At 69.3% G+C, this 25,274-nt stretch carries 22 protein-coding genes; 11 read left to right on the top strand and 11 right to left on the bottom strand.

Annotated elements, in window-relative coordinates:
• Positions 1–94: 94 nt before the first annotated feature.
• Genes ACSQ2B_RS10875 through ACSQ2B_RS10900 form a run of 6 tightly spaced genes read right to left on the bottom strand, consistent with a single transcriptional unit; the run spans position 95 to position 5,683 of the window.
• Complete coding sequence (locus ACSQ2B_RS10875) at positions 95–1,216, bottom strand: NAD(P)/FAD-dependent oxidoreductase (protein ID WP_436049789.1); 1,122 nt, start codon at positions 1,214–1,216, stop codon at positions 95–97.
• Complete coding sequence (locus ACSQ2B_RS10880; protein ID WP_436049790.1) at positions 1,213–2,586, bottom strand: FAD-dependent oxidoreductase; 1,374 nt, start codon at positions 2,584–2,586, stop codon at positions 1,213–1,215. The genes ACSQ2B_RS10875 and ACSQ2B_RS10880 overlap by 4 nt, the downstream gene beginning before the upstream one ends.
• Entirely contained in the window at positions 2,568–2,897 is a 330-nt protein-coding gene (locus ACSQ2B_RS10885) for a (2Fe-2S)-binding protein (protein WP_436049791.1), read from the bottom strand. The genes ACSQ2B_RS10880 and ACSQ2B_RS10885 overlap by 19 nt, the downstream gene beginning before the upstream one ends.
• On the bottom strand, positions 2,879–4,069 hold the full coding sequence (locus ACSQ2B_RS10890) for a DUF1624 domain-containing protein (protein WP_436049792.1): 1,191 nt from the start codon (positions 4,067–4,069) through the stop codon (positions 2,879–2,881). Before ACSQ2B_RS10890 ends, ACSQ2B_RS10885 begins: the two co-directional genes overlap by 19 nt.
• Positions 4,070–4,100: 31 nt before the next feature.
• Positions 4,101–4,526, bottom strand: coding sequence for a RidA family protein (locus ACSQ2B_RS10895; RefSeq protein ID WP_436049793.1), 426 nt, complete (start codon positions 4,524–4,526; stop codon positions 4,101–4,103).
• Positions 4,502–5,683 (bottom strand): alanine racemase, encoded by a 1,182-nt coding sequence (locus ACSQ2B_RS10900; RefSeq protein WP_436049795.1) that lies wholly within the window; start codon positions 5,681–5,683, stop codon positions 4,502–4,504. The genes ACSQ2B_RS10895 and ACSQ2B_RS10900 overlap by 25 nt, the downstream gene beginning before the upstream one ends.
• Positions 5,684–5,780: 97 nt before the next feature.
• On the opposite strand from ACSQ2B_RS10900, the gene ACSQ2B_RS10905 reads away from it, so the two are divergent.
• Positions 5,781–6,698, top strand: a complete 918-nt coding sequence (locus tag ACSQ2B_RS10905) for a LysR family transcriptional regulator (RefSeq protein WP_436049796.1) — start codon at positions 5,781–5,783, stop codon at positions 6,696–6,698.
• On the opposite strand, the gene ACSQ2B_RS10910 is transcribed toward ACSQ2B_RS10905, so the two are convergent.
• Positions 6,695–8,122 (bottom strand): aldehyde dehydrogenase family protein, encoded by a 1,428-nt coding sequence (locus ACSQ2B_RS10910; RefSeq protein WP_436049797.1) that lies wholly within the window; start codon positions 8,120–8,122, stop codon positions 6,695–6,697. The two genes, ACSQ2B_RS10905 and ACSQ2B_RS10910, sit on opposite strands and share 4 nt — an antisense overlap.
• A gap of 713 nt (positions 8,123–8,835) precedes the next feature.
• Entirely contained in the window at positions 8,836–10,515 is a 1,680-nt protein-coding gene (locus ACSQ2B_RS10915; protein ID WP_436049798.1) for a response regulator, read from the bottom strand.
• Between the two features lie 199 nt (positions 10,516–10,714).
• Here ACSQ2B_RS10915 and ACSQ2B_RS10920 point away from each other — a divergent pair, with 199 nt between their 5' ends.
• The 10 genes from ACSQ2B_RS10920 to ACSQ2B_RS10965 all read left to right on the top strand — a co-directional run bounded on the left by ACSQ2B_RS10920 (position 10,715) and on the right by ACSQ2B_RS10965 (position 21,234).
• On the top strand, positions 10,715–11,176 hold the full coding sequence (locus ACSQ2B_RS10920; protein ID WP_436049799.1) for a chemotaxis protein CheW: 462 nt from the start codon (positions 10,715–10,717) through the stop codon (positions 11,174–11,176).
• Entirely contained in the window at positions 11,173–12,675 is a 1,503-nt protein-coding gene (locus ACSQ2B_RS10925) for a CheR family methyltransferase (RefSeq protein WP_436049800.1), read from the top strand. Before ACSQ2B_RS10920 ends, ACSQ2B_RS10925 begins: the two co-directional genes overlap by 4 nt.
• Positions 12,672–13,208 carry a chemotaxis protein CheW gene (locus ACSQ2B_RS10930; RefSeq protein WP_436049802.1) on the top strand — a complete coding sequence of 179 codons (537 nt, stop codon included), beginning with the start codon at positions 12,672–12,674 and terminating at the stop codon, positions 13,206–13,208. Before ACSQ2B_RS10925 ends, ACSQ2B_RS10930 begins: the two co-directional genes overlap by 4 nt.
• Positions 13,209–13,225: 17 nt before the next feature.
• The gene (locus ACSQ2B_RS10935; protein ID WP_436049803.1) at positions 13,226–14,698 is read left to right on the top strand and encodes a methyl-accepting chemotaxis protein; all 1,473 of its coding nucleotides are present in this window, start codon (positions 13,226–13,228) and stop codon (positions 14,696–14,698) included.
• Between the two features lie 3 nt (positions 14,699–14,701).
• Positions 14,702–16,738, top strand: a complete 2,037-nt coding sequence (locus ACSQ2B_RS10940) for a hybrid sensor histidine kinase/response regulator (RefSeq protein WP_436049804.1) — start codon at positions 14,702–14,704, stop codon at positions 16,736–16,738.
• 2 nt (positions 16,739–16,740) lie between these two features.
• On the top strand, positions 16,741–17,808 hold the full coding sequence (cheB, locus tag ACSQ2B_RS10945; protein WP_436049806.1) for a chemotaxis-specific protein-glutamate methyltransferase CheB: 1,068 nt from the start codon (positions 16,741–16,743) through the stop codon (positions 17,806–17,808).
• Positions 17,805–19,757 carry a response regulator gene (locus tag ACSQ2B_RS10950; protein ID WP_436049808.1) on the top strand — a complete coding sequence of 651 codons (1,953 nt, stop codon included), beginning with the start codon at positions 17,805–17,807 and terminating at the stop codon, positions 19,755–19,757. The genes cheB and ACSQ2B_RS10950 overlap by 4 nt, the downstream gene beginning before the upstream one ends.
• Before the next feature lie 27 nt (positions 19,758–19,784).
• Positions 19,785–20,222: a response regulator gene (locus tag ACSQ2B_RS10955; protein ID WP_436049809.1), complete on the top strand. Its 438-nt coding sequence runs from the start codon at positions 19,785–19,787 to the stop codon at positions 20,220–20,222.
• Between the two features lie 382 nt (positions 20,223–20,604).
• Complete coding sequence (locus tag ACSQ2B_RS10960; protein ID WP_436049810.1) at positions 20,605–20,790, top strand: oxidoreductase-like domain-containing protein; 186 nt, start codon at positions 20,605–20,607, stop codon at positions 20,788–20,790.
• Positions 20,791–20,889: 99 nt separating this feature from the next.
• Positions 20,890–21,234: a YkvA family protein gene (locus tag ACSQ2B_RS10965; protein ID WP_436049811.1), complete on the top strand. Its 345-nt coding sequence runs from the start codon at positions 20,890–20,892 to the stop codon at positions 21,232–21,234.
• A 28-nt stretch (positions 21,235–21,262) separates the two neighbouring features.
• On the opposite strand, the gene ACSQ2B_RS10970 is transcribed toward ACSQ2B_RS10965, so the two are convergent.
• From ACSQ2B_RS10970 to ACSQ2B_RS10980, 3 genes are all read right to left on the bottom strand, one after another.
• The gene (locus tag ACSQ2B_RS10970) at positions 21,263–22,801 is read right to left on the bottom strand and encodes an adenosine deaminase family protein (RefSeq protein WP_436049812.1); all 1,539 of its coding nucleotides are present in this window, start codon (positions 22,799–22,801) and stop codon (positions 21,263–21,265) included.
• Positions 22,802–22,960: 159 nt separating this feature from the next.
• Entirely contained in the window at positions 22,961–24,100 is a 1,140-nt protein-coding gene (locus ACSQ2B_RS10975; protein ID WP_436049814.1) for a purine nucleoside permease, read from the bottom strand.
• A gap of 26 nt (positions 24,101–24,126) precedes the next feature.
• Positions 24,127–25,218 carry a purine nucleoside permease gene (locus tag ACSQ2B_RS10980; RefSeq protein WP_436049815.1) on the bottom strand — a complete coding sequence of 364 codons (1,092 nt, stop codon included), beginning with the start codon at positions 25,216–25,218 and terminating at the stop codon, positions 24,127–24,129.
• Positions 25,219–25,274: the final 56 nt, after the last annotated feature.

A 25,274-nucleotide genomic window follows, 5' to 3' on the forward strand; every position in this document is an offset into this window, starting at 1 on the left:
CCGCCGCCTGCGAGGCCGGCAGCCAGCCCCAGCGCACCCGTGATCGCGGTCCGTCGGGTCGGGAGGGTGGAATCGGTCATCGGCGGCGCAGGGATCACGTTCGAAAACGGGAGATGGCGTAGGGCGTGATCGGCGTCCCGGTCTCACCCGTCGCGACCAGCTCGGCCATGGTTTCGCCGACCCCGGGGCCGATCTGAAAGCCGGCGCCGCAGAAGCCGAAGGCGTAGAACAATCCTGGCGTGGTGGCGCTCGGCCCCATGATCGGGGCGTCATCGGGCAGGTAGCTCTCGATGCCGCTCCAGCTGCGGATGATGTTGACCTTGGCAAAGCCGGGCATGGCGCGCCGGAGCTGCTCCATCTGGCCGACGATCACCTCCGGCAGCACGGTCGCCCGGTTGGTCTCGATGGATGCAGGGCCGCGCGCGTGGCCGCCGCAGATGATGTTTCCCCGCTTCACCTGCCGGAAGTACACCGTCTCCCGCAGGTGCGGGGTGGACACTCCGATGGTCGGCTCGATGCGGTAGGGCAAAGGTTCGGTGACGGTCATCTGCGGGCCATGCACCGCCAGCGGGACGGGCTCGCCGAAGAGCGCCGACAGCTTGCCGGCCCAGGCGCCGGCGGTGATCAGCACGGCGGGTGCGCGAAGGTCTCCCTGCCCCGCGACCTCGACGACGAAATCCTCGCCGACCTTGCCGATGCCGATCACCTCGGCCTCTTCACGCACGTCCGCGCCGGCGCGACGGGCGGCGCGTCCGATCGCCGGAGCCGTCAGGCGTGGATTGGCGTGGCCGCCGGTGGGGTCGTAGCAGCCGGCGACGATCTCGCGGCCCAGGTAGGGAAAGCGCTCGCGCAGCGCGTTCGAGGAGAGCATCTCCAGATCCAGGCCATAGTCGCGGGCGTCACGGGCATAGGCTTCCATCCGGTCGGCCTGCTCGCGCGTGTAGCTGACGCGCAGGTGGCCCGCGGCGACGAACTCGCAGTCCTCGCCGATCAGCTCGGGCAGGCTGCGCCAGATCGCGCGCGAACGGTTGGCCAGCGGCAGCTGGTGCAGGTGACGGCCCTGGCGCCGGACGTTGCCAAAGTTGACGCCGCTCGCCTGCTGGCCGACCAGGCCGCGTTCGAGAAGGATCACCGACTTGCCGCGCCGGCGCAGGAAGAAGGCGGCGGACGCGCCCATGATGCCGCCGCCGATGACGATCACGTCGGCGGCCGTCATTGGTCCGCCTCCGCGGCGGTCGCCATGGAGAGCGGCTTCACCGGCGCCTGGCCGCGAAGTCTTCCGACATCGGCCAGAGGCACCCCGCGCGACGCCGCGAGGATCTCGGCGGCCGCGGATCCACAGAAGCGACCCTGGCAACGCCCCATGCCGATCCGCGACAGCGCCTTGGCTCGGTTCAGCTCAGGCGCGTCCTTGGCCGCGGCGGCCTCGCGGATGTCGCCCGCGGTGATCGCCTCGCAGCGGCAGACGATCACCTCGTCCGCTGCCGATGCGGCCAGCCGCGTTGGCCAGGGAAAGGCGGTGGAAAGGCCGCGACGGAACCGGTCGAGACGCGCCACCCGCGCGCGCAGGCGGTCGAGTTCGGCGGTGTCGACGGGGAACTGCCGGTCGGCCAGCGCCGCCAGGGCCGCGAGCCGCCCAGCGACCTCGGCCGCGTCGGCGCCGAGCACGCGCCCGCCGTCGCCAGCGAGATAGACACCCGGACGTGGCGTGCGCCCGTCTTGGTCCGCCTCCGGCCGCCATTGTCCGGTTGTCGCGTCGAACACGAAGGGGCAGCCGGCGAGATCGGCCAGCTGCGTTTCGGAGCGCAGGTGGAAGCCAAGGGCGACCGCATCGCAGGCGAGCCGTCGCTCAACGCCTCGCGTCGTGCGGTAGCGCACGGCTCCGACTTCGCGGTCTCCGTCGATGGAGACCGGCTCGATCCCGTTCTCGATGCGCACGCCGGCGGCGTGGAGACGGGCCCGGAACATCAGGCCGCGCGCGACGTAGCCAGGTCGGACGGCGAGGTCCGGCAACGCCTTGACCTGGGCGGAGAAGGGCGCGGTGTCCAGCACGGCGACCGGCCGCCCGCCGGCTTTCAGATATTGATAGGCGACCAGGTAGAGCAGCGGCCCCGTGCCCAGGAACAGCGGTCGCGCGCCGATGCTGCACGCCTGAGCCTTCAGCGCGATCTGCGCCCCGCCGAGGCTGTAGCAGCCCGGCGACATCCATCCCGCGACCGGCGCGAGCCGGTCCGTCGCGCCGGTCGCAAGGATCAGCGCGTCGAACGGCAGGATCTTGGCGACGCCGTCGGTGAGGACATGGAGCCTGTTCTCGGCGACGGCCCAGGCCAGGGTGTCCGGGAGATAGGCGATGCGGTCGCGCAGGCCGTCGAACACCGCGTGGATCGCCCCCGCCTTCTCGGCGTCGGCTCCGTAGAGCGCCTGGTGTCCACGCGTGAAGTTTGCGGGCTGCCGACGGTAGATCTGCCCGCCCGACCGCGGACTTTCGTCGATGACCGTCGGCCGCAAGCCAGCCGCGACCAGGGTCTCGGCGGCGCGCACGCCCGCAGGCCCGGCGCCAACGACAATCACGGATGGATCGGCCACAGGTCCTCGCTGATCGCTTGGGTGACGAGCCGCAGATCCGGGGCGACGGCCGTGGTGCAGGCGCGCAGCCGCCCGCCGTCGACCGTCCACATCCAGCAGTCCTGACACGCCCCCATGAGGCAGAAGCCGGCGCGGTCGCCACCCCCGAACTCGGCGCGGCGCAGGGTGCGGCCCGACGCGAGCACCGCAACGAGGACGCTGTCGCCCTCCAGCGCCGTGACAATCTCGCCGTCCACCACGATCTGGACCGTCGGCCGATTCCGCTCGGCCAGGCGACGAAGCCGGCCGACACTCATAGGTACTTGAGCCACGAGATGTCCTTGCGGCGCTTCTTGAGGTTGGAGAACCAGCGGGTCGGAAAATAGAGCGGCACGATCAGCGCGGCGTACCAGAGCCAGACCCAGGCCAGCGAACTGACGCCGAAGATCGACCCGTGGTTCGGTCCCCAGATGGCCATCGCCGAGAGATAGAGGACCCGCAGCAGATAGAGGTGGAACAGGTAGAAGAACATCGGCGCGCCGCCCAGCACCGAGAGCCAGTGCGAGACCCGCGCGCCTTCCAACCGTTCGAAGCCTGCGAGCAGCAGGGCGCCAAGGCCGAGCGTCGGCAGCAGGAAGAGCAGCGAGGGCGGGTATTTGGTGAGCGCCAGGAAGCTCATCACGGTGCGCAAGGCGTCGCCGGAGACCACGAACCAGGGCTTGTCGCCATAGAGGTTGAGCGCCCGCAGCAGGACGAAGGCGACGATCATGCCGCTGCCCAGCAGCAGCAGTCGGCGGCGGCGCTCGTCAGGGGCCAGCTGGCTGAACCACGGGCCCACCGACCAGCCCAGGCAGATCACGCCGATCCAGGCGAGCACCGGATAGTTGAACTTGATGGTTGTCCCGAAAGCCTCGAGCGCCGAGCGCTGGTGGACGATCGCCCAGGGCACGTAGAACGGGCTTTCCGGCGGCAGGACGATTCCGTCGAGCAGGTTGTGCCCGCAGACGATCGCCAGCCCCAGCGCAAGGATGGCCCGCTGGGGCAGGTGAACCAGGCCCGCCAATGCGATCATGCACAGCCCGATCGCCCAGATCACCTGCAGGAAGACAAAATGCGGGACGATCTCCGCACGCCAGGAGAAGTTGACGAGGGTGACCTCCAGCAGGACCAGGAACAGCCCGCGCTTCACCAGGAACGACGAGGTTTCCGCAGGCGTGTGCTTCTGGCCGTAGAGATAGGCCGAAAGCCCCGTCAGGGCGACGAACACCGGGGCGCAGAGGGTGCTGGTGATCCGGGTGAAGAACAGGGCCGGCATCAGGGTTCGCGCGTCCACCGGATCGCTGAGCGGCACATAGAGGAACCAGGTTTCGCGCAGGTGATCGAGCAGCATGATGAGCATGACCAGCCCGCGCAGGGCGTCGATGCTCGTCAGCCGCGACGCGGCCGCCGGCGTCGCGCGCGCCACCCTTTCCGTTCTCAGAAACCCGTCCGCCACGCTCGTCATGTCAGTCTCCGCACCCGAGGCGTCCTGAAGATCAGTCGTGCTCGGCAAGAACCGCGATGGCGTCGATCTCCACCAGCACGCCATGGTGAAGCTCTGTCACCGGAACCACGGTGCGCGCCGGCCGCACGTCGGGCAGCATGGCGGCGTAGACCGCGTTGAAGCGCGGCCAGTTCTCGACGCCGACGATGTAGGCGGTCACCCGGGCCAGGTTCTGCGCCTCGCCGCCCGCCGCGGCGAGGATCGCCAGCAGGTTGCCGATCGCCTGCCGCGCCTGCGCCTCGAAGCCGTCATCGGCGAGCACGACGCCGTCCGGCCGGATCGGCAACTGCCCGGAGATGTAGAGATGTCCGCCGGCAAGCGTCGCTTGCGCGTAGTGGCCCGCCGGGGCCGACGCGTGCGGGGTGAAGACCGTGGCGACCAGGTCGGCGCGCATCACCAGCCCCCGAACCTGGGCCATTCGGCCTCGACCCTGTCGGAGCCGCCGCGCACCAGGTGGTAGCTGCGATGCTGCGCGGCGGTCGAACAGGCGTGGTTCGGCAGGATCCGCACCCGGTCGCCGATCGCCAACTCCGGCAGCGCGCCGTCCGCGCCCGGTCGCAGGGCGATGACGCCGTGCTCCTGGTTGGCGTCGGCGAGGATCACGTCAGGATAAGGGACGCCCGCAATGTCGCAGACCAGGCCATAGCCCTGGTTCACCGCCTGCTTGGCCGTGCCTCGATCCTGCGACATCGCCATCCAGCCGGCGTCGATCAGGATCCAGCCCTTCTCGCGCTGGTGACCGATCACCGTGGCCAGCACCGACAGAGCGATGTCCTCGACGGCGCAGATGCCGACGCCGGCCATCACCAGGTCGAAGAAGACAAACACGCCCGCGCGCACTTCCGTGACGCCGGTCAGGTCGGTCACATGGTGGGCGGTCGGTGTCGAGCCGACGCTCACCACGGGGCACGGCAGGCCCGCCTCGCGCAGGATCGCGGCGGCGTCGACCACGCCACGCCGTTCCGCCTCGGCGCATTGCTGCAGCGCCACGGCGCCGCGCGCGCCATAGCTGCCGCCGGCATGGGTGAGCACGCCGCGGAGCTCGGCGGGGCCGTCGAGGGCGCGGCCGATCGCCAGCAGCCGCGCCGCGTCTTTGGGCTGCACGCCCGAGCGGTGGCCGTCGCAGTCGATCTCGATCAGCGCCGGGATCTTCACGCCGGCTTGCCGAGACGCGGCGGCCACGGCTTCAGCCTGCTCGACGGTGTCGAGCACAACGGCGAGGTCTACCCCTTCCGCGCGCAGTTCGAGAACGCGGGCGAGCTTCGCCGGTGCGATGCCGACGGCGTAGATCATGTCGCGCACGCCGGCGGCTGCGAACAGCGCGGCTTCCTGCAAGGTCGACACCGTTGCGGGGCCGGCCGGAGAGGTCATCACCGCGCGGGCGACCTCGACGGACTTCGCGGTCTTGAGGTGCGGCCGCAGCGACACATCGAACCTGGCGAGCCGGCCGCGAAGGCGCGCGATGTTATGCTCCATCCGATCGCGGTCGAGCACGAGACAGGGGGTCTCGAGCTCGCACAGGCTCGCCGCCTTCCCATTCGCCGCCGATTGTTCGAGTACGCTGGTGTCGTTCACAGGCTGATCCCAAACCCCTTGGCCCACCCTGTTCTTGCGCTTGAAGCGTGAAGTCCGCAATTTAGACAATCTGCATTTAATGATAAGGTCAGCCTTAATGCTGACATCCGACGACCTCGCCTTCTTCGCCGTGCTCGCTGGCTCCTCTTCACTCGCGGAAAGCGCGCGCAAGCTGAACGTGACGCCGCCAGCCGTGAGCCAGCGCCTTCGCGCCCTGGAAGCCCGCCTGGGAGTCCGCCTGGTGGATCGCTCCGCGCGACAGCTCAGCCTGACCGACGAGGGCGCGCTCGTCGCCACTCATGGGGTGATGGTGAGCGACGCAATCGAGACGCTTTCGGAGGCCTTGGCTGACCGCAGGAGCGCGGTCACGGGACACCTGCGGATCATGGCGCCCCATGGCTTCGGCCGGTTGCACGTGGCGCCGGTCGCCGGCGCGTTCGCTGGCGCCCATCCCGGCGTGACGGTCAGCCTTGAGCTGTCCGATCACCCCGGAGCTCGCCTCATCGAAAGCTGTGACGTGGTCATCCACATCGGCCCGCCCGGCCCGCCGAGCCAGGTCATGACGACCCTGGCTCCCAACCGTCGGATCCTCTGCGCCAGCCCGCGCTACCTGGAGCGCGCGCCGCCGATCCGCGGCCCGATAGATCTGGCCGATCACCGGTGCCTGGTGGTGCGGGAGAACGATGAGGATGTGACCCTCTGGCGGTTCCAGAGGCCGGGGCGCGAGCCGGCGACGGTCCGCATCCATCCGGCGCTGTCGAGCAACGACGGGGCGGTCGTCCGCGACTGGGCGCTCGCCGACCTTGGCGTCACCATCCGCTCCGAGTGGGATGTAGCGGCCGACCTCGCCGCCGGCCGCCTGGTGCAGGTGCTGCCGGAATGGGAGGCTCCGACCGCCAATGTTGTCGCCATGCTCGGCGCGCGGCACGGGCGAAGCACCCGAACGACAGCCTTCGTGGCGCTGCTGCGCCAGTCGCTGACGCCTCCGCCCTGGCGGATCAGTCGTCTCGACTAGTAGCCGAGGATGGACTTCGTCTCGAGATACTCCTCCAGGCCGTGGACGCCATATTCGCGCCCGTTGCCCGAGCGCTTGTAGCCGCCGAACGCCGCCCGCCCGTCCCAGGCGGGATAGTTGATGTGCACCTGCCCCGCACGGATGCGCGAGGCCACGCGCCGGGCGCGCTCCGGGTCTTGCGACTGCAGATGCGACCCGAGACCATAGATCGTGTCGTTGGCGATCGCGATCCCCTCCTCTTCATCCCGGTAGGGCATGATGGCGAGCACCGGACCGAAGATCTCCTCGCGGGCGATCCGCATCTGCGGCGTCACCTCAGAGAAGATCGTCGGCCGCACGAAGAAGCCCTGTTCAAGCCCTTCGGGCCGGCCAAGCCCGCCACAGATCAGTTTCGCGCCCTCGTCCAGGCCGGCGGCGATCATCTCCTGGACGCGGCGGAACTGGGCGGCGTTGGCGATCGGGCCCATGGTCGTGTCCCCGTGTCGGGGATCGCCGACGCTAATCCCTGCAGCTGCTTGGGCCGCCAAGGATTCCACCTCGGCGAGTCGGTCGGCCGGGACCAGCATCCGCGTGGGGGCGCTGCACGACTGACCGACGTTGCGCATTCCGGCCAGGACGCCTTTGGCGACCCCCTGGGCGAAGTCGGCGTCGTCGAGGAAGAGGTTCGGCGACTTGCCGCCGAGTTCCTGGACCACGCGCTTGACGGTCGGCGCCGCAGCCTGCGCCACCAGCACGCCGGCGCGGGTCGATCCGGTGATCGAGATCATGTCGACGTCGGGATGGGCGGCGAGCGCCGCGCCGACGACCTCGCCCGTGCCGTTCACGAGGTTGAACACCCCGGCCGGCGCATCCGCATCATGCATCAGCTGGGCGAACAGCAGGGCGCTGTAGGGGGAGAGCTCGCTGGGCTTCAGCACGACCGTGCAGCCGGCGGCGATCGCCGGGGCCACCTTGGCGGTGATCTGGTAGAGCGGCCAGTTCCACGGCGTGATCAGGGCGCAGACCCCGATCGGCTCCTTCGCGGTCGCCAGGGCGCCGTCGCGCGTGAGGAACGGATAGCTCCGCAGCACATCAATCTGCACCCGCACATGCTCCGCCGCCAACGGCACCTGGGCGGCGCGGGCGAAGCTGACCGCCGCGCCCATCTCCATCACCAGCGCCTGGGCGAACTGTTCGGCGCGCGCCTCGACCAGCTGCAGGATGCGCGTCAGCAGACTGAGGCGCTCCTCCACGGAGGTGCGCGAGAAGGTCTCGAACGCTCGGCGCGCGGCCGCCACGGCGAGATCGACGTCCTTAGGAGCACCCGCCGCGATGTGGCCGATGACCCCCTCCGAGGTCGGATCGATGACCGCTACCCTTGGGGGACCGGATCCGCGCCGCCACTGGCCGTCAATGTAGAACTGCGTCGCGTGTTCGGCGCTCATCACCAAGACCTCCACTGCCATTTTCGCCCTGTGCCTGGGGGCCGCGTTGGATGCTTCGGGGCTTCCAACGGTGAATCCGACTGCCGATGATCTTGCGAGATCGATCAGTGAGCACTCCATCTTGAGAAGGCGATGTCTGGCGAGGACATGGCTGCCGAATCTGCCCTCGCGAAACGCCATTGCTGCCGAGTTTCGCGGTCCTGGACGAGGACGATGCCGGGCGCCACAAAGGGTCTAGACCAATGAGTCAGGCCTCGCCACACCCACGGCAGAGCTGAAGGCGTCTCCCGAAACCGGACGTTCCGAACGTCCGCCAAGAGTCAGCCCTCGCCCTCACAGCGGCGGAGCTGGTTTCGGTTCTAGGAAGCGGACGTTCGCGGCGGACAAGAAAGTAGCATGTATTCGCAGAGGATTGGCGCCCTCGGAGGGCGCTGCGCACGCGCTCTGGTTTGAGCCCTGCGGCGCCCGACAGTCGGGCGGCTTGCGTCAGGATCGTCCGGAGGGGCGCCGGCTCCCAAGCTTTGGGGCTCAATTTGAAGACGCGATCCGGGAGGGAGCCCGGTTCGGAACCGCAGGCTATGCCATTCCAGATCACGTACTGATCGAGCGGTGTTCGCGACCCTAGGCGGACATCTTATAGTGTAGCCTGCGCTGGAATGCGGGCTGCTACGATGCGGCATTCAGGTGCTGGCGAGCGCCGCGAACGAAGGTGCTCAGCGCGGGCGGCACTCGGCTACCATCGCCGCCAACTGCGCTGGCCGAAAGGGCTTTTGAAGCACCGGAAAGTCAAACCCCTCGGGCTCAAGTCCGGCAGCCGAATAGCCCGTCATCACAATGATCGGCAGGTTCGGCCGCCGCTTCCGCGCCTGCAGGCTGAGGGCCGAACCTGACATGCCTGGCATGACCAGATCAGTCACCAGCACATCGACGGCGCAGCCGCTGTCGAGGATACGCAGGGCGCTCGCGCCATCGCCCGCTTCCATGACTTCGTAGCCGAACTCGCGCAGCGACGTGCAGGTCGTGTCGCGCACCATGGCGTCGTCGTCGACCACCAGCACCGGCCTGCCGCACGCAGCGGGATCGACGCGGTCCGTCGAATAGTCTTCCCGGGTCTCGACGAGCGCTTCGGCCACCATGGGCACGTAGATGGCGACGACAGTGCCCTGACCGACCTTGCTTTCGAGGGTCGCGGTGCCGCCCAGCTGCTTCGCCAGGCCGTAGACCATGGAGAGGCCGAGGCCCGACCCCTTTCCGACCCCCTTGGTCGTGAAGAAGGGTTCGAAGGCCCGCGCCGCCACCTCCGGCGGCATGCCGACGCCGCTGTCGGTCACGGTGAGTGCGACATAGCCCGGCGCGTCGCCCCCGAGATCGATCGGCCGGTCGGGCTCCGTCGCGTCGACGAACCTGGTGCTTATGGTCAACGACCCGCCATTTGGCATGGCGTCGCGGGCGTTGATCGCCAGATTGATGAGCGCCAGCTCGATCTGGGTCGTATCCGCCAAGGCAGGCAAAAGATCCGGCTGCAGGGATTTATCGATCCTGATGGCGGGCGTGAGCGTGCTGACCAGCATGGGCTCAAGATTGGCGATCAGCCGATTGAGATCCACTGGCCCGACGGTGAGCGCCTGCCGGCGGCCGAAGGCCAGCAACTGCGATGTCAGCCGGGCGCCGCGCTCGGCGCCCTGCATCGCGCCGCGGAGCAGCCTGGCCACCGATTCCGCGGTTTCCCTCCGCATGGCGAGATCGATATTGCCGATCACCGCCGTCAGCAGATTGTTGAAGTCGTGCGCCATGCCGCCAGTGAGCTGGCCGAGCGCCTCCATCTTCTGCGCCTGGTGCAACTGCTCCTCGGCCTGTCGCCGTTCGGCGACCTGCAGATGCAGTTTCTCGTTCGCTTCCGTCAGTGCGCGCGTCCGTTCGGCGACGTGGCGCTCGAGATCGGCGTTCGCGCGCCGCAGGGCTTCCGAGGCGGCCTCCTTGGACTGCCTCAGACGTTCCTCGGCCGACTCGCGTTCGACCGCCGCCCGCCGATCCTCTATCGCGCGCATGACGGCGGGGCCAAGACGCTTAAGCCGGTCTTTCAGCAGGTAGTCCGTCGCCCCCTGCTTGATGCAGTCAACGGCCGCCTCGTCGCCGAGCATGCCGGTGACGATGATGAACGGAGTCCCCAGTTCCCGCCGTTTCAGATGTTCAAGCGCCGCCAGCGCATTGAAGCCCGGCAATGAATAGTCCGCCAGGATCGCGTCGAGGTCGGGCCCGAGCGCCTCGACGAACTCCCGCTCCGTCGAGGCCCAGCGCCAATCCAGTGGAACGCCAGATCTCTCCAGTTCCCGCGCCATCAGCTCCGCGTCCGCCAGACTATCATCGAGGACGAGGATGCGCAGTGGGGACAACACGAACCACCTTCCAGGCGCTTACCGGGGAACCATCCGCTCAAAGTTGAAGTCAAGCACGACCCCGGAAGCAGCACCCTATCACGGTAATCGCTATCCGGGAATGCTGTGCAATAGCAGTTATAGGTTGTGGTCCCCGCGTTTGTGATCTCAAATGCAGATCGCGCTGCAGGTCTGACGAGCGGCGGGAGCCAAACTAATGGCTGGTTTCGACGGGAACCTGGCGCTGCTGAGCCGAGTGGGTCCGCGGATCTGCGCCTGGCCGGCTGCACAGGTGCGCGAGGTTATGCGCCGATTGCCCACCGAGCGGGCTCCCAGCGCTCCCCCCTTCGTTTGCGGGCTGTCGATCGTGAGGGGTGGTCCAGTCCCGGTGATCGACGTCGCGCTGTTGCTGGGCGAGGCGGCGTCGGACCTCGGCTATTTCGTGACCGTCTCATGCGGCGACCGGGTGGCCGCGCTGGCCGTCGATGGCGTGATGGGCGTTCGACGCCTGCCCCCGGCGGCGTTGCACGCCTTGCCGCCGCTTCTGGACGGCGCAGACCATGCGTTTGTGTCCCAGATCGGGGCGTTGGACGATCAACTGCTCTTCGTCCTCGACAGTGCGCGCATCGTTTCAGACGACGTTTGGACCGCATGTTCGTCCGAGCAGGTGGCGACATGACGACCGCGCCGGCGGACCACGAACTCGCACGATTCAGAGACCTGCTGACCGCGCGCCTGGGACTGCAGATCGACACCCGCCGGCTCAGCGAACTGCCGGATCTGTTGGCGCGCCGCATCGAGGCGGGCGCCTCCAGCGCCGGGGCCTATCTGCGAAAACTCGAGGTCGGCCCGTCGCAAGCCGAGATCGGCGCGCTCGCAGCCGAACTGACGGTCCCCGAGACCTACTTCTTCCGCAACATGGATCAGTTCCGCGCCTTCCGGGACGCGGTGCTGCCCGATCGCCTCGCCAGGGCGCCGCTGCGAAAGTTGCGGATCCTGTCCGCCGGTTGCGCCACCGGCGAAGAGGCCTATTCGATCGCCATGATCGCGCGCGACGTGGCCGACGATCCTTCGGCGCGTCTGTCGATCCGGGCTGTCGACATCAACCCGGTGGCGCTGCGAAAGGCGGCGCAGGCGCGATACTCGGAGTGGGCGCTACGTGAGACCCCGCCGGATCTGCGCCGTCGCTGGTTTCGCAGCGAGGGGGCTCAGCGCGTGCTCGCCGACGAGGTGAAGGCGCTCGTCGTCTTCGAACAGCGCAACCTCGTGGGCGAGGAGACCGATCTCTGGGGCCCGGAGCCCTACGACGTGGTCTTCTGCCGCAACGTGCTCATGTACTACGCGCCGGAGATCGCCTGTCGGGTCGTGGCGCGCATCGCGGCCGCCCTCGCCCCTGACGGCTATCTGTTCCTCGGTCATGCGGAGACCTTGCGGGGAGTATCCCAGGATTTTCACCTGCTCCATACGCACGGGACCTTCTATTACCAACGCAAGTCCGAAACCGAACGGACGGCGATCGATCCGGCGCGCCGAGCCGTGGAACAGCATGCGCCGGTCGCGGACGCGCCCCCAAGGGACGGCTGGTTCGCCGCGATCCTCCATTCGACCGAGCGGGTCGGACGCCTGACCAAGACCGCAGCGCGCCCCGACGCCGACGGGCCTCGGCGCGATCCGGCGTCAGATGTCGCCCGTGTGTTCGACCTGTTGGCGCGCGATCGGTTCGGCGAGGCGCTTGAGCTGATGGACCGCCTGCCCGCCGCCGTCGGCGAGGATCCCGACATCCTATTGTTGCGCGCGACCTTGCTCGTGCACAGCGACCGGGCGACCGCCGCGGAGCAGGCCTGCCGGCGGCTGCTCGAGATCGATGAGATGAACGCCAGCGCCCATCACGTCCTGGCCCTCTGCCGCGAGGCGACAGGAGACCATCGCGCAGCTGCCGACGCCCATCAGGTGGCGGCCTACCTCGACCCTACCTTCGCCATGCCGAGGCTGCATCTGGGCCGGCTCGCGCGCCAGGCCGGCGCGCATGAGACGGCCAGCCGCGAGCTGCGCCACGCCCTCCTGCTGCTGCAGCGTGAAGACACGTCGCGGCTGCTGCTCTTTGGAGGCGGTTTCACCCGGGCAGGCCTGATCGGGCTCTGCCGCGCCGAGCTGGACGCCTGCGAGCGCGGTCCATGAACGACGCCTCCAGCGGACGACGGAGCCAGGCTGCGGCGCTGGCGGAGGCCTTTGACCAGTCGTTCGCGATCGCGCGCGCGCCGGACCTTCCGGCCTGGCGCGATTTCCTGGCGGTGCGGATCAGCGACGCCCCGTACGCGCTGCCGCTCGCCGACCTGGGCGAGATCGCCCCGCTCGGCCGCATCACGCCCCTGCCGGGCGCGGCGGGGGCCTGCCTCGGCCTGGCGGGCCTGCGCGGCGTCATCACGCCCGTCTACGATCTCCGCGTCCTGCTCGATCATCCGGCGCCGTCAGGCGTCGCCAGATGGCTGGCGACGCTTGCAGACGCCCGCGTCGCCCTGACGTTCGATGCGATCGAGGGACATCTGCGGCTCCCGGACGCGTCGCCGGTCCAGTTTGAGTCCGACGGCCGGCTCATCCGCGGCGCGGTGCAGACGGCGGCTGGACTGCGCCCCTTGGTGGACATCTCCGCCGTTCTGGCGGCCATCAGGCGCCTCGCGCGCCGCATCATCGATCCGACTTCGGACAACTGACCTGGGGAGCGTTCGGCATGCTGCAGGAATGGACATTCTCGCGTCGGATCAGCGCCAGTCTGGCCCTTGGCGCAGCGTTCGCGATCCTCGTCGGACTCATCTCCGTCGTCGCGCTGCGAAGCGTCGTTACGACGAATGAGCGCCTGATCCGAGTGAACGTCGAGGACCTGCTCGACGCCAAGCAGCTAAGCCTGCTGCTCGAACGCAAGTCCTCAGCAGGCCGCGGCTACCTGCTCAACGCCGACGCACGCTTCGTCGAGCAGGTGGGGGCCGCCCGCCGCGAGTTCGCGGCGGTCGCCGGCAAGATGGGCCGCTCGGAATCGAGCCCTGAGAAGACCCGGCTCGTCGCGGCGATCACACAAGCCGAAGCGGCGAATCATCAGGCGTTCGAGCGTGTCGCGGCCCAGCGACGAACGGGCGCGTCCATCGGCCAGGTCATCGACGCGTTCGACAGCGAGGTGGCGCCGACCAAGGACGAAACGGCGGCGCGGATCCAGGCCCTGGTGGCGCGCAACGAGACAGTCCTCGCCGAGGCGAAGCGGGCCGCCGCCGACCGCGCCGCCTTCGCCATCGCCGCCGTCGCGATCACCGTCGCGGCCGGCGCCCTGTTCGCCACCGTATTGGGCTTCGTCCTGGCTCGGGCGCTCAATCGCCAGATCGGCACGGCGGTCGCCCATGTGCAAAGCTCGTCCGCCGAGCTCCAGACCGCCGCCAACCAGCAGGCCACCGGCGCCAGGGAGCAGGCCACGGCGATGAGCGAGATCAGCACCACGATCAGTGAGCTGATGGCGACGTCGCGGCAGATCGCCGAGAGCGCCCAGCGTGTCGCCCAGATCGCCGAGCAAACCACGGCGGCGGCCGGGGCCGGAGAAGGCACCGTGGATCAGGCCCACGATTCCATAGCCGGCATCCGGCAGCAGATGGACATGGTGGTCAGCCACATGCTCGAGCTGGGACGGAAGTCCCAACAGATCGGCGCGGTCGTAGACATTGTCTCGGAGCTGGCCGAACAGACCAACATCCTGGCGATCAACGCCACGATCGAGGCGGCCGGGGCGGGAGAAGCCGGGGCCCGGTTCGCCGTCGTGGCCGACGAGATCCGCCAGCTGGCCGACCGGGTCGGCGGCTCCACCAAGGAGATCCGCCCGCTCGTCGACGAGGTGCGCAGCGCCGTCAACACCACGATCATGGCCACCGAGACGGGTTCGAAGGCCGTCGACGCCGGTTCACGACAGTTCGGCGAGGTGGCGTCCTCCTTCAAGCGGATCTCCGGCCTGCTGGGTCCGACGTCGGAGGCGGCGCGCGAGATCGAGCTGTCCACCAAGCAGCAGTCCACCGCCGTCGAGCAGGTGAACATCGCCATCGGCAGCGTCGCCCAGACGACCAGAGAAACCGAAGTGAGCGCCGGGCAGACGCTCGACACCGTCTCCCAGCTGGCCGGCCTGTCTCGGGACCTGCTGCGCCTGGTGAAATCCGGCGCTCCGGCGTGACGCATGGCGCAGGACCCCTACAGATATTTCCGCGTCGAAGCCCGGGAACTGCTCGATCAGCTCCTGCGAGGCGCGCTCGACCTCGAGAAAGCGGAGCAAGGCGCCGAGCCGGTGTCCCGACTGTTGCGGCTCGCCCACACGCTGAAGGGGGCGGCGCGCGTCGTGAAACAGGCGGAGATCGCCGGTCTCGCCCATGAGATCGAGGACGTTCTTGAGCCGCTGCGCGATACGTCCGCGGCGGCGGACCGCGAGCATGTTGAGGCGATATTCGGCCGACTGGACGCCCTCGGCGGCCATGTCGAGGCGCTCGCCATCCCCGCCGCCCCGGTTTCCGATGACAACAAGGAGCCGCGGGAAGCCGGGCCTCGCAGCGCCGACACAGCGGAACTCGACGCGCTCCTCGACGGTGTCGGCGAGGTCCGCGTCGAGCTTGCCCTGTTGCGCCGCAAGCTGGAGCGCTTGGGGGATGCGCGGATCCTGGCGGAGGCGCTCACCGACAGCGCGCCGGCCCGCCGTGGCCGTGAGGCCGTTCGCGACGGCGGCGGCGTCGCCAGCGCCGCGCACCTCCTTGCCGCCGAATTGCGGACAGATCTGGGGGACCTGCAGCGCGGCCTCGATTCGTCGTTGGACCGGATCGAGCGCGACCTCAGTCAGGTTCGTACGGCGGCGGAACGCCTGCGCATGGCGCCGGCCCGCGTGCTGTTCAACGCCCTGGAGCGGACCGCTCGCGACGCCGCCCTGGCGCTTGGCAAGCAGATCCGCTTCGAGGGACGCGGCGGCGAGACGCGCATGGACGCCCATGTGATCGGCGCCGTCCAAGGCGCTTTGGTGCAACTGGTCCGCAATGCGGCGGCGCACGGGGTCGAGCCGCCGGATGGCCGAGCTGGCAAGCCGAAGGAGGGCTCTATTCGGCTCACCATCGCACGGCGGGGCCGCTGCACGGCGATCAGCTGCGAGGACGATGGCGCCGGCGTCGACCTGGAGGCCGTCCGACGCGCCGCGCGGCGAAAGGGCGTCCTGCCGGCCGGCGCCGCAAGTCCCTCCGCTGAGACTCTGCTCGACCTCCTGCTGACCGGAGGCGTCAGCACGGCGCAAGCCGTCAGCGGCGTCGCGGGCCGGGGCGTCGGCCTGGACGTCGTGCGCGAGACCGCCGAGCGGCTCGGCGGACAGGTCAGCATCCGCTCGGAAACCGGGCAAGGCACGACCGTGGAGCTCCTGCTGCCGTTGTCGGTCAGCTCGGTAGAGGCCCTGCTGGTGGAGAGCGGCGGCGGCGCGGCGGCCATCCCGCTGGACGCCGTGCGGCGGGTGGTGCGCCTGCAGGCCGCTGATGTCGCTCGAAGCGCCCAGGGCGAAACCGTGCTGCACGACGGCCAAGCGATACCCTTTGCGCCCCTGTCGGCGCTTCTCGGCGCCAAGGCGCGCGCTTATGGAGCGCGGCCGCAGTCGGCCGTCGTGGTCGACGGCGACGGCGCCTTGGCCGCCATCGGGGTTGAACGACCGCTGGGGATGGCTGCGGTCGTGCCGCACCCCCTGCCCGACCTGGCGCCGCCCAGCGCGCTCGTGGCCGGCGTCGCGCTCGACGAGGACGGCGCGCCGCAACTGGTGCTGGACATCGACAATCTCGTGCGCGCGGCTCGACACGCCGGCGGCGCGCCCGATGAGCCGCGGCCGCTGCCGCGGCCTCTGCTGGTCGTCGACGATTCGCTCACCACCCGCATGCTCGAGCAGAGCATCCTCGAGACCGCAGGCTATCGCGTGCAGACCGCCAAATCGGGCGAGGAAGGGCTGGAGGCAGCCCGGCGCGAGCGCCCCGCCCTGCTCCTGGTGGACGTCGAGATGCCGGGCATGGACGGGTTCACCTTCATCGAGCAGGTGCGGGGCGATCCTGATCTGCGCGAGACCCCGGCGATCCTGGTCACCTCACGCGCCTCGCCCGAGGACCGGCGCCGCGGCGAAGAGGTCGGCGCCCAGGGCTACATCGTCAAAGGCGAGTTCGACCAGACCGGGTTCCTGCTGAGTGTCAGGCGACTGGTGGGATAGCCATGGCCCCGATCCGCGTCCTCGTCGTCGAAGACTCCCTGACCGTCCGCATGCGGCTGTGCGAAGTCCTGGCGCGCGACCGCGATATCGAGGTCGTGGGCCAGGCCGAAGATGGCCGGCGCGCGATCGAGCTGGCGCGCGACCTGCGGCCCGACGCCATCACCATGGACATGATGCTCCCCGCCATGAGCGGGCTGGCGGCGACCGAATACATCATGGCCCATCAGCCGACGCCGATCCTGATCGTCTCCTCGTCCACAAACCGCGGCGAGCTGTTCAAGACCTACGAGGCGCTCGCAGCCGGCGCGGTGGACGTGCTCGAAAAGCCTGGCGCCGACGAGGATGACGGCGGGTGGGAACGCCGCCTCGTCGCCGCCGTCAAGCTCGTCGCCCGGATCCGGGTGATCCGGCATCCGCGCGCGCGGCTGAGCGCATTCAGCGCAGCTTCCGCCGCTGGATCGGCCGACGGGGCGCGCCCGCTCGCGCCGCGGAGGGCCAAGGTGGTCGCCATCGGCGCCTCGACGGGAGGCCCCGGAGCCATCGTCGAGGTTCTACGCGGCCTTCCGTCCGCGTTTACGGCGCCGATCCTGCTGGTCCTCCACATCAACGAACCGTTCGGGCGCGCCTTTGGCGATTGGCTGGATGGCCAGACACCCCGCGGCGTCCGATTTCCGGAAGACGGCGAACGGCTCGAGCATGCCCGCGGGCGGGTCATCCTCGCGCCGCCCGGACGACACCTGACGGTCCGCGACGGCCTGCTGCGCCTCAGTGACGCGCCCGAGCGGCACTCCTGCCGCCCGTCCGTCGACGTGCTGTTCGAATCGGTGGCGCGGGAAGTCGGCGGCGCGGCGACGGCCTGCCTGCTCACCGGGATGGGCCGGGACGGCGCAGCCGGGATGCTGGCGATCCGCCGGGCCGGCGGCCTGACCATCGCGCAGGACGAGGCGAGTTCGGTCGTCTTCGGCATGCCCCGGGAGGCGATCCTTCTCGGCGCGGCGCAGCACGTGCTGCCGATCGGCGAGATCGGGCCTGCGCTGGTCGCTCTGACCGCGGCGGAGGACGCCGCGTGACCGGCTCGGTCCTCATCGTCGACGACAGCATCACGGTGCGCATGGACCTCGCCGAGGCGTTCGCCGCGGCGGGCCTCGAGGCGCTGGTCTGCGGCTCTCTCGCCGAGGCCCGCGAAATCCTGGCCGAGACGCAGGTCGGGGTGATCATCCTGGACGTCCTGTTGCCCGACGGCGACGGCGTCCAGTTCCTGAGCGAGATCCGCGCCTCGCCTGGCAGCGCCGATACCGGGGTCCTCCTGCTTTCCACGGAAGCGGAGGTCCGCGACCGGGTCCGCGGCCTGCGCAGCGGCGCCGACGAATATGTGGGCAAGCCCTACGACGCCCAGAACGTCGTGAAGCGGGCGCGCGAACTTCTGGGCGCGGGCCGCAACGACCGCGACTCCACGAATGCGCTCGTGCTGGTGATCGACGACAGCGCGACCGTCCGCGAGCAGCTGCGCGACGCGCTTGCCTACGCCGGATACGATATCCTGCTCGCCGTCGACGGCGAGCAGGGACTTCGCGTCGCCGCGGACCGGCGACCCAACGCCATCATTGTGGACGGAGTCCTGCCCGGCATCGACGGCGCGACGGTGATCCGCCGGCTGCGTCTGGACTCGGCCCTTCGCGGCACGCCGTGCCTGCTCCTGACGGCCCAGGCCGACCGCTCCGCTGAACTCCAGGCCTATGAGGCGGGAGCCGACGCCTTCGTCCACAAGGAGGACAATGTTGACCTAGTCCTGGCCAAGCTGGCTGCGATGCTCAGGCAGTCTTCGCAAAGCGGGCCCGAGGAATCGGCCAGCCTGCTCGCGCCCAAGCGGATCCTGGCTGTCGACGACAGCATGACCCATCTCCAGGAACTCGCCGCCGCGCTTCGCGACGAGGGTTATGACGTCGCGCTCGCCCAGTCTGGCGAAGAAGCCTTGGAACTCCTCGGCGTACAGCCCATCGACTGCATCTTGCTCGACCTCGTCATGCCGGGGCTCGGCGGTCGCGAGACCTGTGAGCAGATCAAGGCCGCGCCGGCGCTGCGCGACATTCCGTTGATCATGCTGACCGCCATCGAGGATCGCGCCGCAATGCTCGAGGCCCTCGACGCCGGCGCCGACGACTACATCCAGAAGTCGGGCGAATGGCAGGTGCTGAAGGCCCGGCTGCAGGCGCAGCTGCGCCGCAAGCAGTTCGAGGACGAGAACCGCCGCATCCGCGACGAGCTCATGATGAGCACGCTGGAGATCACCGAGGCGCGGGCGGCGCGTGAGCTCGCCGAGACGCGCGCCACGCTCGTCGCGGAGCTGGAGCGCAAGAACGATGAGCTCGAGGCGTTCACCTATTCGGTGTCTCACGACCTGCGGGCGCCGCTGCGCAGCATCGACGGCTTCAGTCAGGCCCTGCTGGAAGACTATGGCGATCGGCTTGACGACAAGGGGCAAGGCTACCTGCACCGCGTCCGCTCAGCGGCGCAGCGGATGGGGGAGCTGATCGACGATATGCTGCAGCTTACCCGCATCAACCGCATGAACCTCGATCGCCAGCGGATCGACCTGTCAGGCCTAGCCCGGCTGGTGATCGCGGACCTGAGGGATCAGGAGCCGGACAACCCGATCGAGGTCGACATACCGGAGGGCCTGACAATGAAGGCGGACAGTCAATTGATGCGGATCGTGCTCGAGAACCTGTTCGGCAACGCCTTCAAATTCACCCGCCACTCCGCCCATCCGCGGGTCGAACTCGGGGTCGATCAATCGCGGGCGGTCCCGACCTGCTACGTCCGCGACAACGGCGTCGGGTTCGACATGGCCTATGCCGACAAGCTGTTTGGCGTCTTCCAGCGGTTGCACACCCAGGAGACGTTTCCCGGCACCGGCATCGGGCTGGCGACCGTCCAACGCATCGTCCAGCGCCACGGCGGTCAAGTCTGGGCCGAGAGCCGGCCCGACGCAGGCGCCACCTTCTACTTCACCGTCTAGCACCCCCTCCGAACACGGACGACCGACATGGGCGACACGATACTCCTGGTGGAAGACAACCCCGACGACATCGAGCTCACGATGCGGGCCTTCGCGAAGAACCGCATTCTGAACAAGGTCGTCGTCGCGCGGGACGGCGCCGAGGCCCTGGACTATGTCTTCGCCCGCGGCGTCCACGTGGAACGCGACCCGCGCGACGCCCCTGCAGTCATCCTCCTCGACCTGAAACTGCCCAAGGTCGATGGACTGGAGGTGCTTAAACAGGTTCGCGCCGATCCGACCGCCGGGCTGGTGCCGATCGTCATCCTGACATCGTCGCGCGAAGAACAGGATCGCCTGCGCAGCTACAGCCTCGGGGCGAACAGCTACATCCAGAAACCCGTCGATTTCGATCGGTTCTCCGAGGCCGCGCGCCAGCTCGGGCTCTACTGGCTCATGCTGAATGAACCACCGCCACTGCGTTGACGAGCCTTCCGGACCAGTCGCCGCCCCCACCGGCTCGCCCCGCCGATCAGAATTCCTGACCTTCGACCGCCAGGCTATCGACATCGCCCTGCAGGGCGGCCTTGAAGGCGCTCTCGTATCGCTCGAAGAACGTCCTGACGCTCGTCTCCATCGTCTCCTCCAACGCGTGTCCGGGAACCTCTCCGCAGTCCCCACGCCTCGGCCGAACGCACACGGAGCTGACGTGACGCCCGGTCGATATTTTGCGTAGATGGTCTGGAAATGGAGACTGTCATGCCACGCGCCAGTCGCTCGCGTCTCAACGGCGCCCCCGGCCGGTGCTGATCGCCGACCGGCGCCTCTTCCAGACGGCCGGCGCCGAGACGCGCGCCGGGCTTTAGGCATGCCTGGAAGCCATCCGGACCGGCTGCCGCCGCCGCCCGCCCGCCCCGACGATCGGGAATGCTGCGGCCGCGGCTGCTGCCCCTGCATCTTCGACTACTATGAGAAGGCCCTGCAGCGGTGGCGGGACAAGATCCAGGAGCTGGGCGGCGACCCAGAGTCGCTGCTCAAGGGCCGCGGCGCCTGAGGCCGGCCGCGACGACGAGCCTTTGCAGACCTTCCGCAGCGATGCGACACCGCGCCCATGAGGGCATGGATCCAACGGCTGACGTCCTGGGCGCGGAGGTTGAAGACCGACGTCGTGGCGCTCTGGATCGCCGCGCGCGACCGCCGCACGCCCTGGCTCGCCAAGGTGATCGCCGGGGCGGTCGCGGCCTACGCCCTCAGTCCCGTGGACCTTATCCCGGACTTCATTCCGGTGCTGGGCTACCTGGACGACCTTCTGATCGTGCCGCTCGGTCTGGCGCTCGCCATCCGCCTGATCCCGCCGCCGCTGATGGCCGAATTCCGCGCGCTCGCCCTCGAAAGAGCCAAGCGGCCGAGGAGCGACGCGGCCGCCATTCTGATCGTGACGGCCTGGCTCGGCGCGGCTGCGATATTCGCCTCCTGGCTGTGGCGCGAGGTTCGCTGATCTCCGACGCCGGAGACCCGCGCCTCGCTCAGAAGACCCAGCCGACGACCTCGTTCTCGAAGGCCGCGAAACGCTCCTCGAGGTCCGCCTGAAGCCGCGCCTTGTCGCTCTTGCGCAAAAGGGCCTGGCAGCCGGGGGCGCCTCTTGGTCCGGCGCAGGCGTCGACAGGCTGGCCGACCTCCCCGTCCTTCCAGAGGCTGGCTCCCGGCAGGAAGGCGTATTCGAGGCTCGCCCGCGCCATCCCTTTCAGCTCGAGGTAGCCCAGGCCGTGCTCCCGGGCCGCGCGCACGTACTCGTTGGTGAGGTCGGTCCGCAGGATGCCCTCGTCGTCGGTGGACAGGACCACCGGAACGCCGGCGCGCCGATAGAGGATGAGCGGGTGCTCCGCCCCCTTCACCCCGAGGATCACGTCATTGCTGGTGAGGTTGATCTCCACGGCGATCTTGTCGCGCGCCATCCGCGCCAGGGTCGCCGCTGCGCCCTCCTCATAGGCGATGTCGGTCCCGTGCCCGATCCGCTGGGCGCCGCCGACCTCGATGGCCTTGCGGATGTGATCGCGCAGGTCGGCCGGCGGGACCAGGCCGCGCGCGAGCTCGCCGGCGTGCAGGGTCCGACGCACCTTCGGATATTTCGCCTCCAGGAAGCGGAACATCGCCATGTGCAGGTCGTAGTCGCGCAGCGAGATCGGCGCGTCCTCGGGCTGGACGATGTTCACGCCCACATAGCGCGGATCGCGATCGGCGATCAGGAAGGCGAGGACCATCGAACGGAACGCCTGCGCCGGCGGCAGGCCGCGCCAGACCCAGGCGAGATAGCGGACCTCGACCCGGCAGGCCGGGCTGTCAGAAGCCCTCCCTGGGGGGGTCTTGTCGCACCCGAGACGCAGGCGGGCATCCGCCTCATGCCGGTCCAGCTCGCTCATGCCCTGAGCCACGACCGGACCGGCGCCGGCCAGCTCGCGGCGGTAGGCCTCGGCCAGGCCCGTCGCGTCGAGCGGCGTCGCAGGGCCCGCCAGGATATAGGCGTTGAGGGCGTTGGGATTGTTGATCAGCTCGACGTATTGGACCCGGTCTCCCGCCGCCAGCCGGCGTGTCGCCGCCATCAGGTCGGGAACGCGGGCGCTGGCGACCGGCCCGAACTTGCCGAAACTGGTGAAGAACTGGGTGTGGCCCGAGGCGTCGTCGCGGCCGACGCCAGCCTGCAGGCCGCGCGTCGACAGGGCGTCGACCAGCCGGCCGAAGGCGAAGGGATCGCGCTCGCCCAGCCCCCGCACATCGGTCCCGGGCGCACAGGGCGGCGGAACCAACCGCGGCCCGGCCGGATCGACGCAGTAGCCGGCGTCCGCCGCCCACGCGAGATAGTCCTCGGCGTAGGGCGTACCCGACAGGTGGTTGTGCAGGTCTCCGCCCTTCGGCATGGCCTGCAGGAAGACGCGCAGCCGCGTCGGGCTGCCCGCGACCTCGTCGAACCGGGCGGCGGCGGCCTGTTCGGGAGAGGTCTGCGCCCGCGCGCCCGCCGTCGGAAGCGCCAGGGCCAGGAGGAGCAACGCGAGTCTGAAGATGCGCATCCTAGGCCCCATCTCTATCCTTTCCGTCATTGCCGGGCCCCGTCCCGGCCATCCATGAACGTCGAAGGCGCAGGACTATCGCCGACCCTCGGTGCGCATGGGTTCCCGGCACAAGGCCGGGAATGACGGTGGGGGTGAGACGAGGTCGGGGTCCTTAACCTAGCGCTCATGGGCGGCGCCTGGGACGGCGTCCCTGTAGCGGCCCCAGTTCTTCAGCAACTCATGGACGACCGGCGCGCCCACGCGGTAGTTCGATTCATAGGCCACCAGCTGGCCCGGGCCTTCGTCGCCGACGCTCTCGACTGCGGTCAGGCCGGGCGGCGGGGTGGAGGGATTGCTCGCCGTCCTGAGCACCAGGACGCGGTTCATGTCGACCAGGCCCTGCTTGGAGGCGATCATCATCGTCCCGGCCAGCGACTGGCTTTCCATATTGGTCATGGCGAACACGCCCTGCCCGCCGGTCCACAGCTTCACCCAGTCGCGCGCCCACTGGGTTCGCGACGGCCCGTGCCAGTAGCGCAGCGCCCCCAGGGTCTCGCCCATCAGGACGAACGGCGGCCGCTGGGCGTTGGGGAAGCCCTTCCAGGCCGCCCGCGCCTTCTGCAGCTCCGGACTATCCGGGATGGGCGTGTCCTTGGTCATGTCGAAGGCCCATCGGGCGAGGCCCGGATTGAGCTTCAGCGCCATGTTGAGCTTACCGGCGTCTGTCATGCCGGCGAAGCTGTCCGGATTGTCGGGCAGCTTGTTGGGCGCCTTGGCGCCGATGGCGAACAGGCCGTAGGGCCAGTCCTTCGGCACTTCCCGGTCGTCGAACTCCCGCAGGGTGTCGCCTTGGACGACCCACCGCGCCCAGGCCGCGCTTCCCACCGAGGCGACTTCAGGGTCGGCCCCCGAGATCCCGGTGAACAGCCAGTAGGTCTTGGTGAAGTCGAAGCGCGGGTCGAGCAGCAGGCTCATCAGCTGTTCGGCGACGCCGCCCATCAGGGAGTCGGGGCTTCCCCACCGGACGCCATAGAGACCGTCGGCGTTGCGGCGCAGGGGCTGCAGGCCGCCCCGGAACGGGATGACCTCGGTCAGCTTCTCGCGTTCGGCCCAGAGCTGGAACTCGCCCGGAGCGTCGCCCATGTCCTCGCCGGGCTCGAAGTTCGCCACCACGATCACCTTGACGGGGATCGGCGTGACGGCCGGCAGCGCCGGGACCGGCGGCTCCTTCGCGCTGGCCGTCGCCTGGATCGCCAGCGCCAGCAGGGCGGCGCCAGCCAGGACGCACCCCAGCCGTTTCTTGCGGACGAACCTCATGGAAAACCCCGTCTTTGGCTGCGCCGTCATGACGCCGGCGAGCTGCGCTGAGTCAGGGCCTCGCGGGCGCCGGGAATTCGGTCCCGGTAGAGGTCCCATCGTCCGCTGAGCTCGTCGACCACGGGACGGCCCACGGCGTAGGCGGCGTCGAGCGCCGCGGACATGGCCGACAGGCCCGAGTTCTCGTGGGCCAGGCTGGCGGCCGCGTCCACGCCGGGCGGCGGGGCGCTGTAGTTGGAGCCTGTGCGAAGGACCAGGACGCGGGCGGGGTCCGCCCGGCCCAGCTTCTGCAGCACCTGCACGGCGCGCACCACGCCGCTGTCCTCCATGGCGGTCATGACGAAACGCCCCTTGCCGCCGGTCCAGTAGGCGGTCCACTGCTCGGCGTACTGGTTCATCAGCTCGCCGTGCCAGAAGGTCTGGCCGGTGGCCTCGTCGCCGATCATCACCTGCGGCGGCTTCTGCGCCTCCGGGTCGCCGACGTAGGGCGCGCGCTGGGCTTGCAAGCTCGGCGAATCCGGCAGGACAACGCCTTGGGTCAGGCCGAAGGCCCAGTCGCGCAGGCCGGTGTTGAGCGGGAAGATCGCCCCGTCGTCGTCGTTCGGGACGGGGGTCTCGTAGGGCTTGATGCGGCCGAGCGGGATGCGCCCGGTGGGCCAGCCGGCCGGAATCTCCCGCGAGTCGATCTCGTAACCGTAGTCGGTGTCGACCACCGAACCGATCCAGGCGGCGGACCCGACCGAAGCCGTATTCGGATTCACCCCGGCGATGGCCGCCACCAGCCAGTAGGCGTGGCGAAGGTCGAAGCGAGGATCGGCCCCGAGCGCCATGACCGAGGTCGCCGCCCGGTTGGTGCCCATGCCTGTGTTGATCGCCAGCACGCCGGTCTTGGGATCATAGCGCAGGTCGCGCGCGCCGGCCGGAAAGGCCAGGCGCTGCGGCAGGACGCTCGCCCAGGCCTGAAACTCGCCGGGCTTGTCACCGGTGTCCTCGCCGATCTCGAAGGCGGTGACCACCACCACCCGGACTTCCATCGGCGCCGCGGCGCGCGCGGCGGCTGGCGCGACGGCGCACAGGCCGGCGATCGCCAAGACTGCGCCGTGCATCAGGAAACGCATGATAAAACTCATTCCGTCATCGAGAAAAAAGGCGGAACGGAAAACATTCCGCTCCG

The sequence above is a fragment of the Phenylobacterium sp. LjRoot225 genome, assembly GCF_964252855.1.
Taxonomy (GTDB): Bacteria; Pseudomonadota; Alphaproteobacteria; order Caulobacterales; family Caulobacteraceae; genus Phenylobacterium.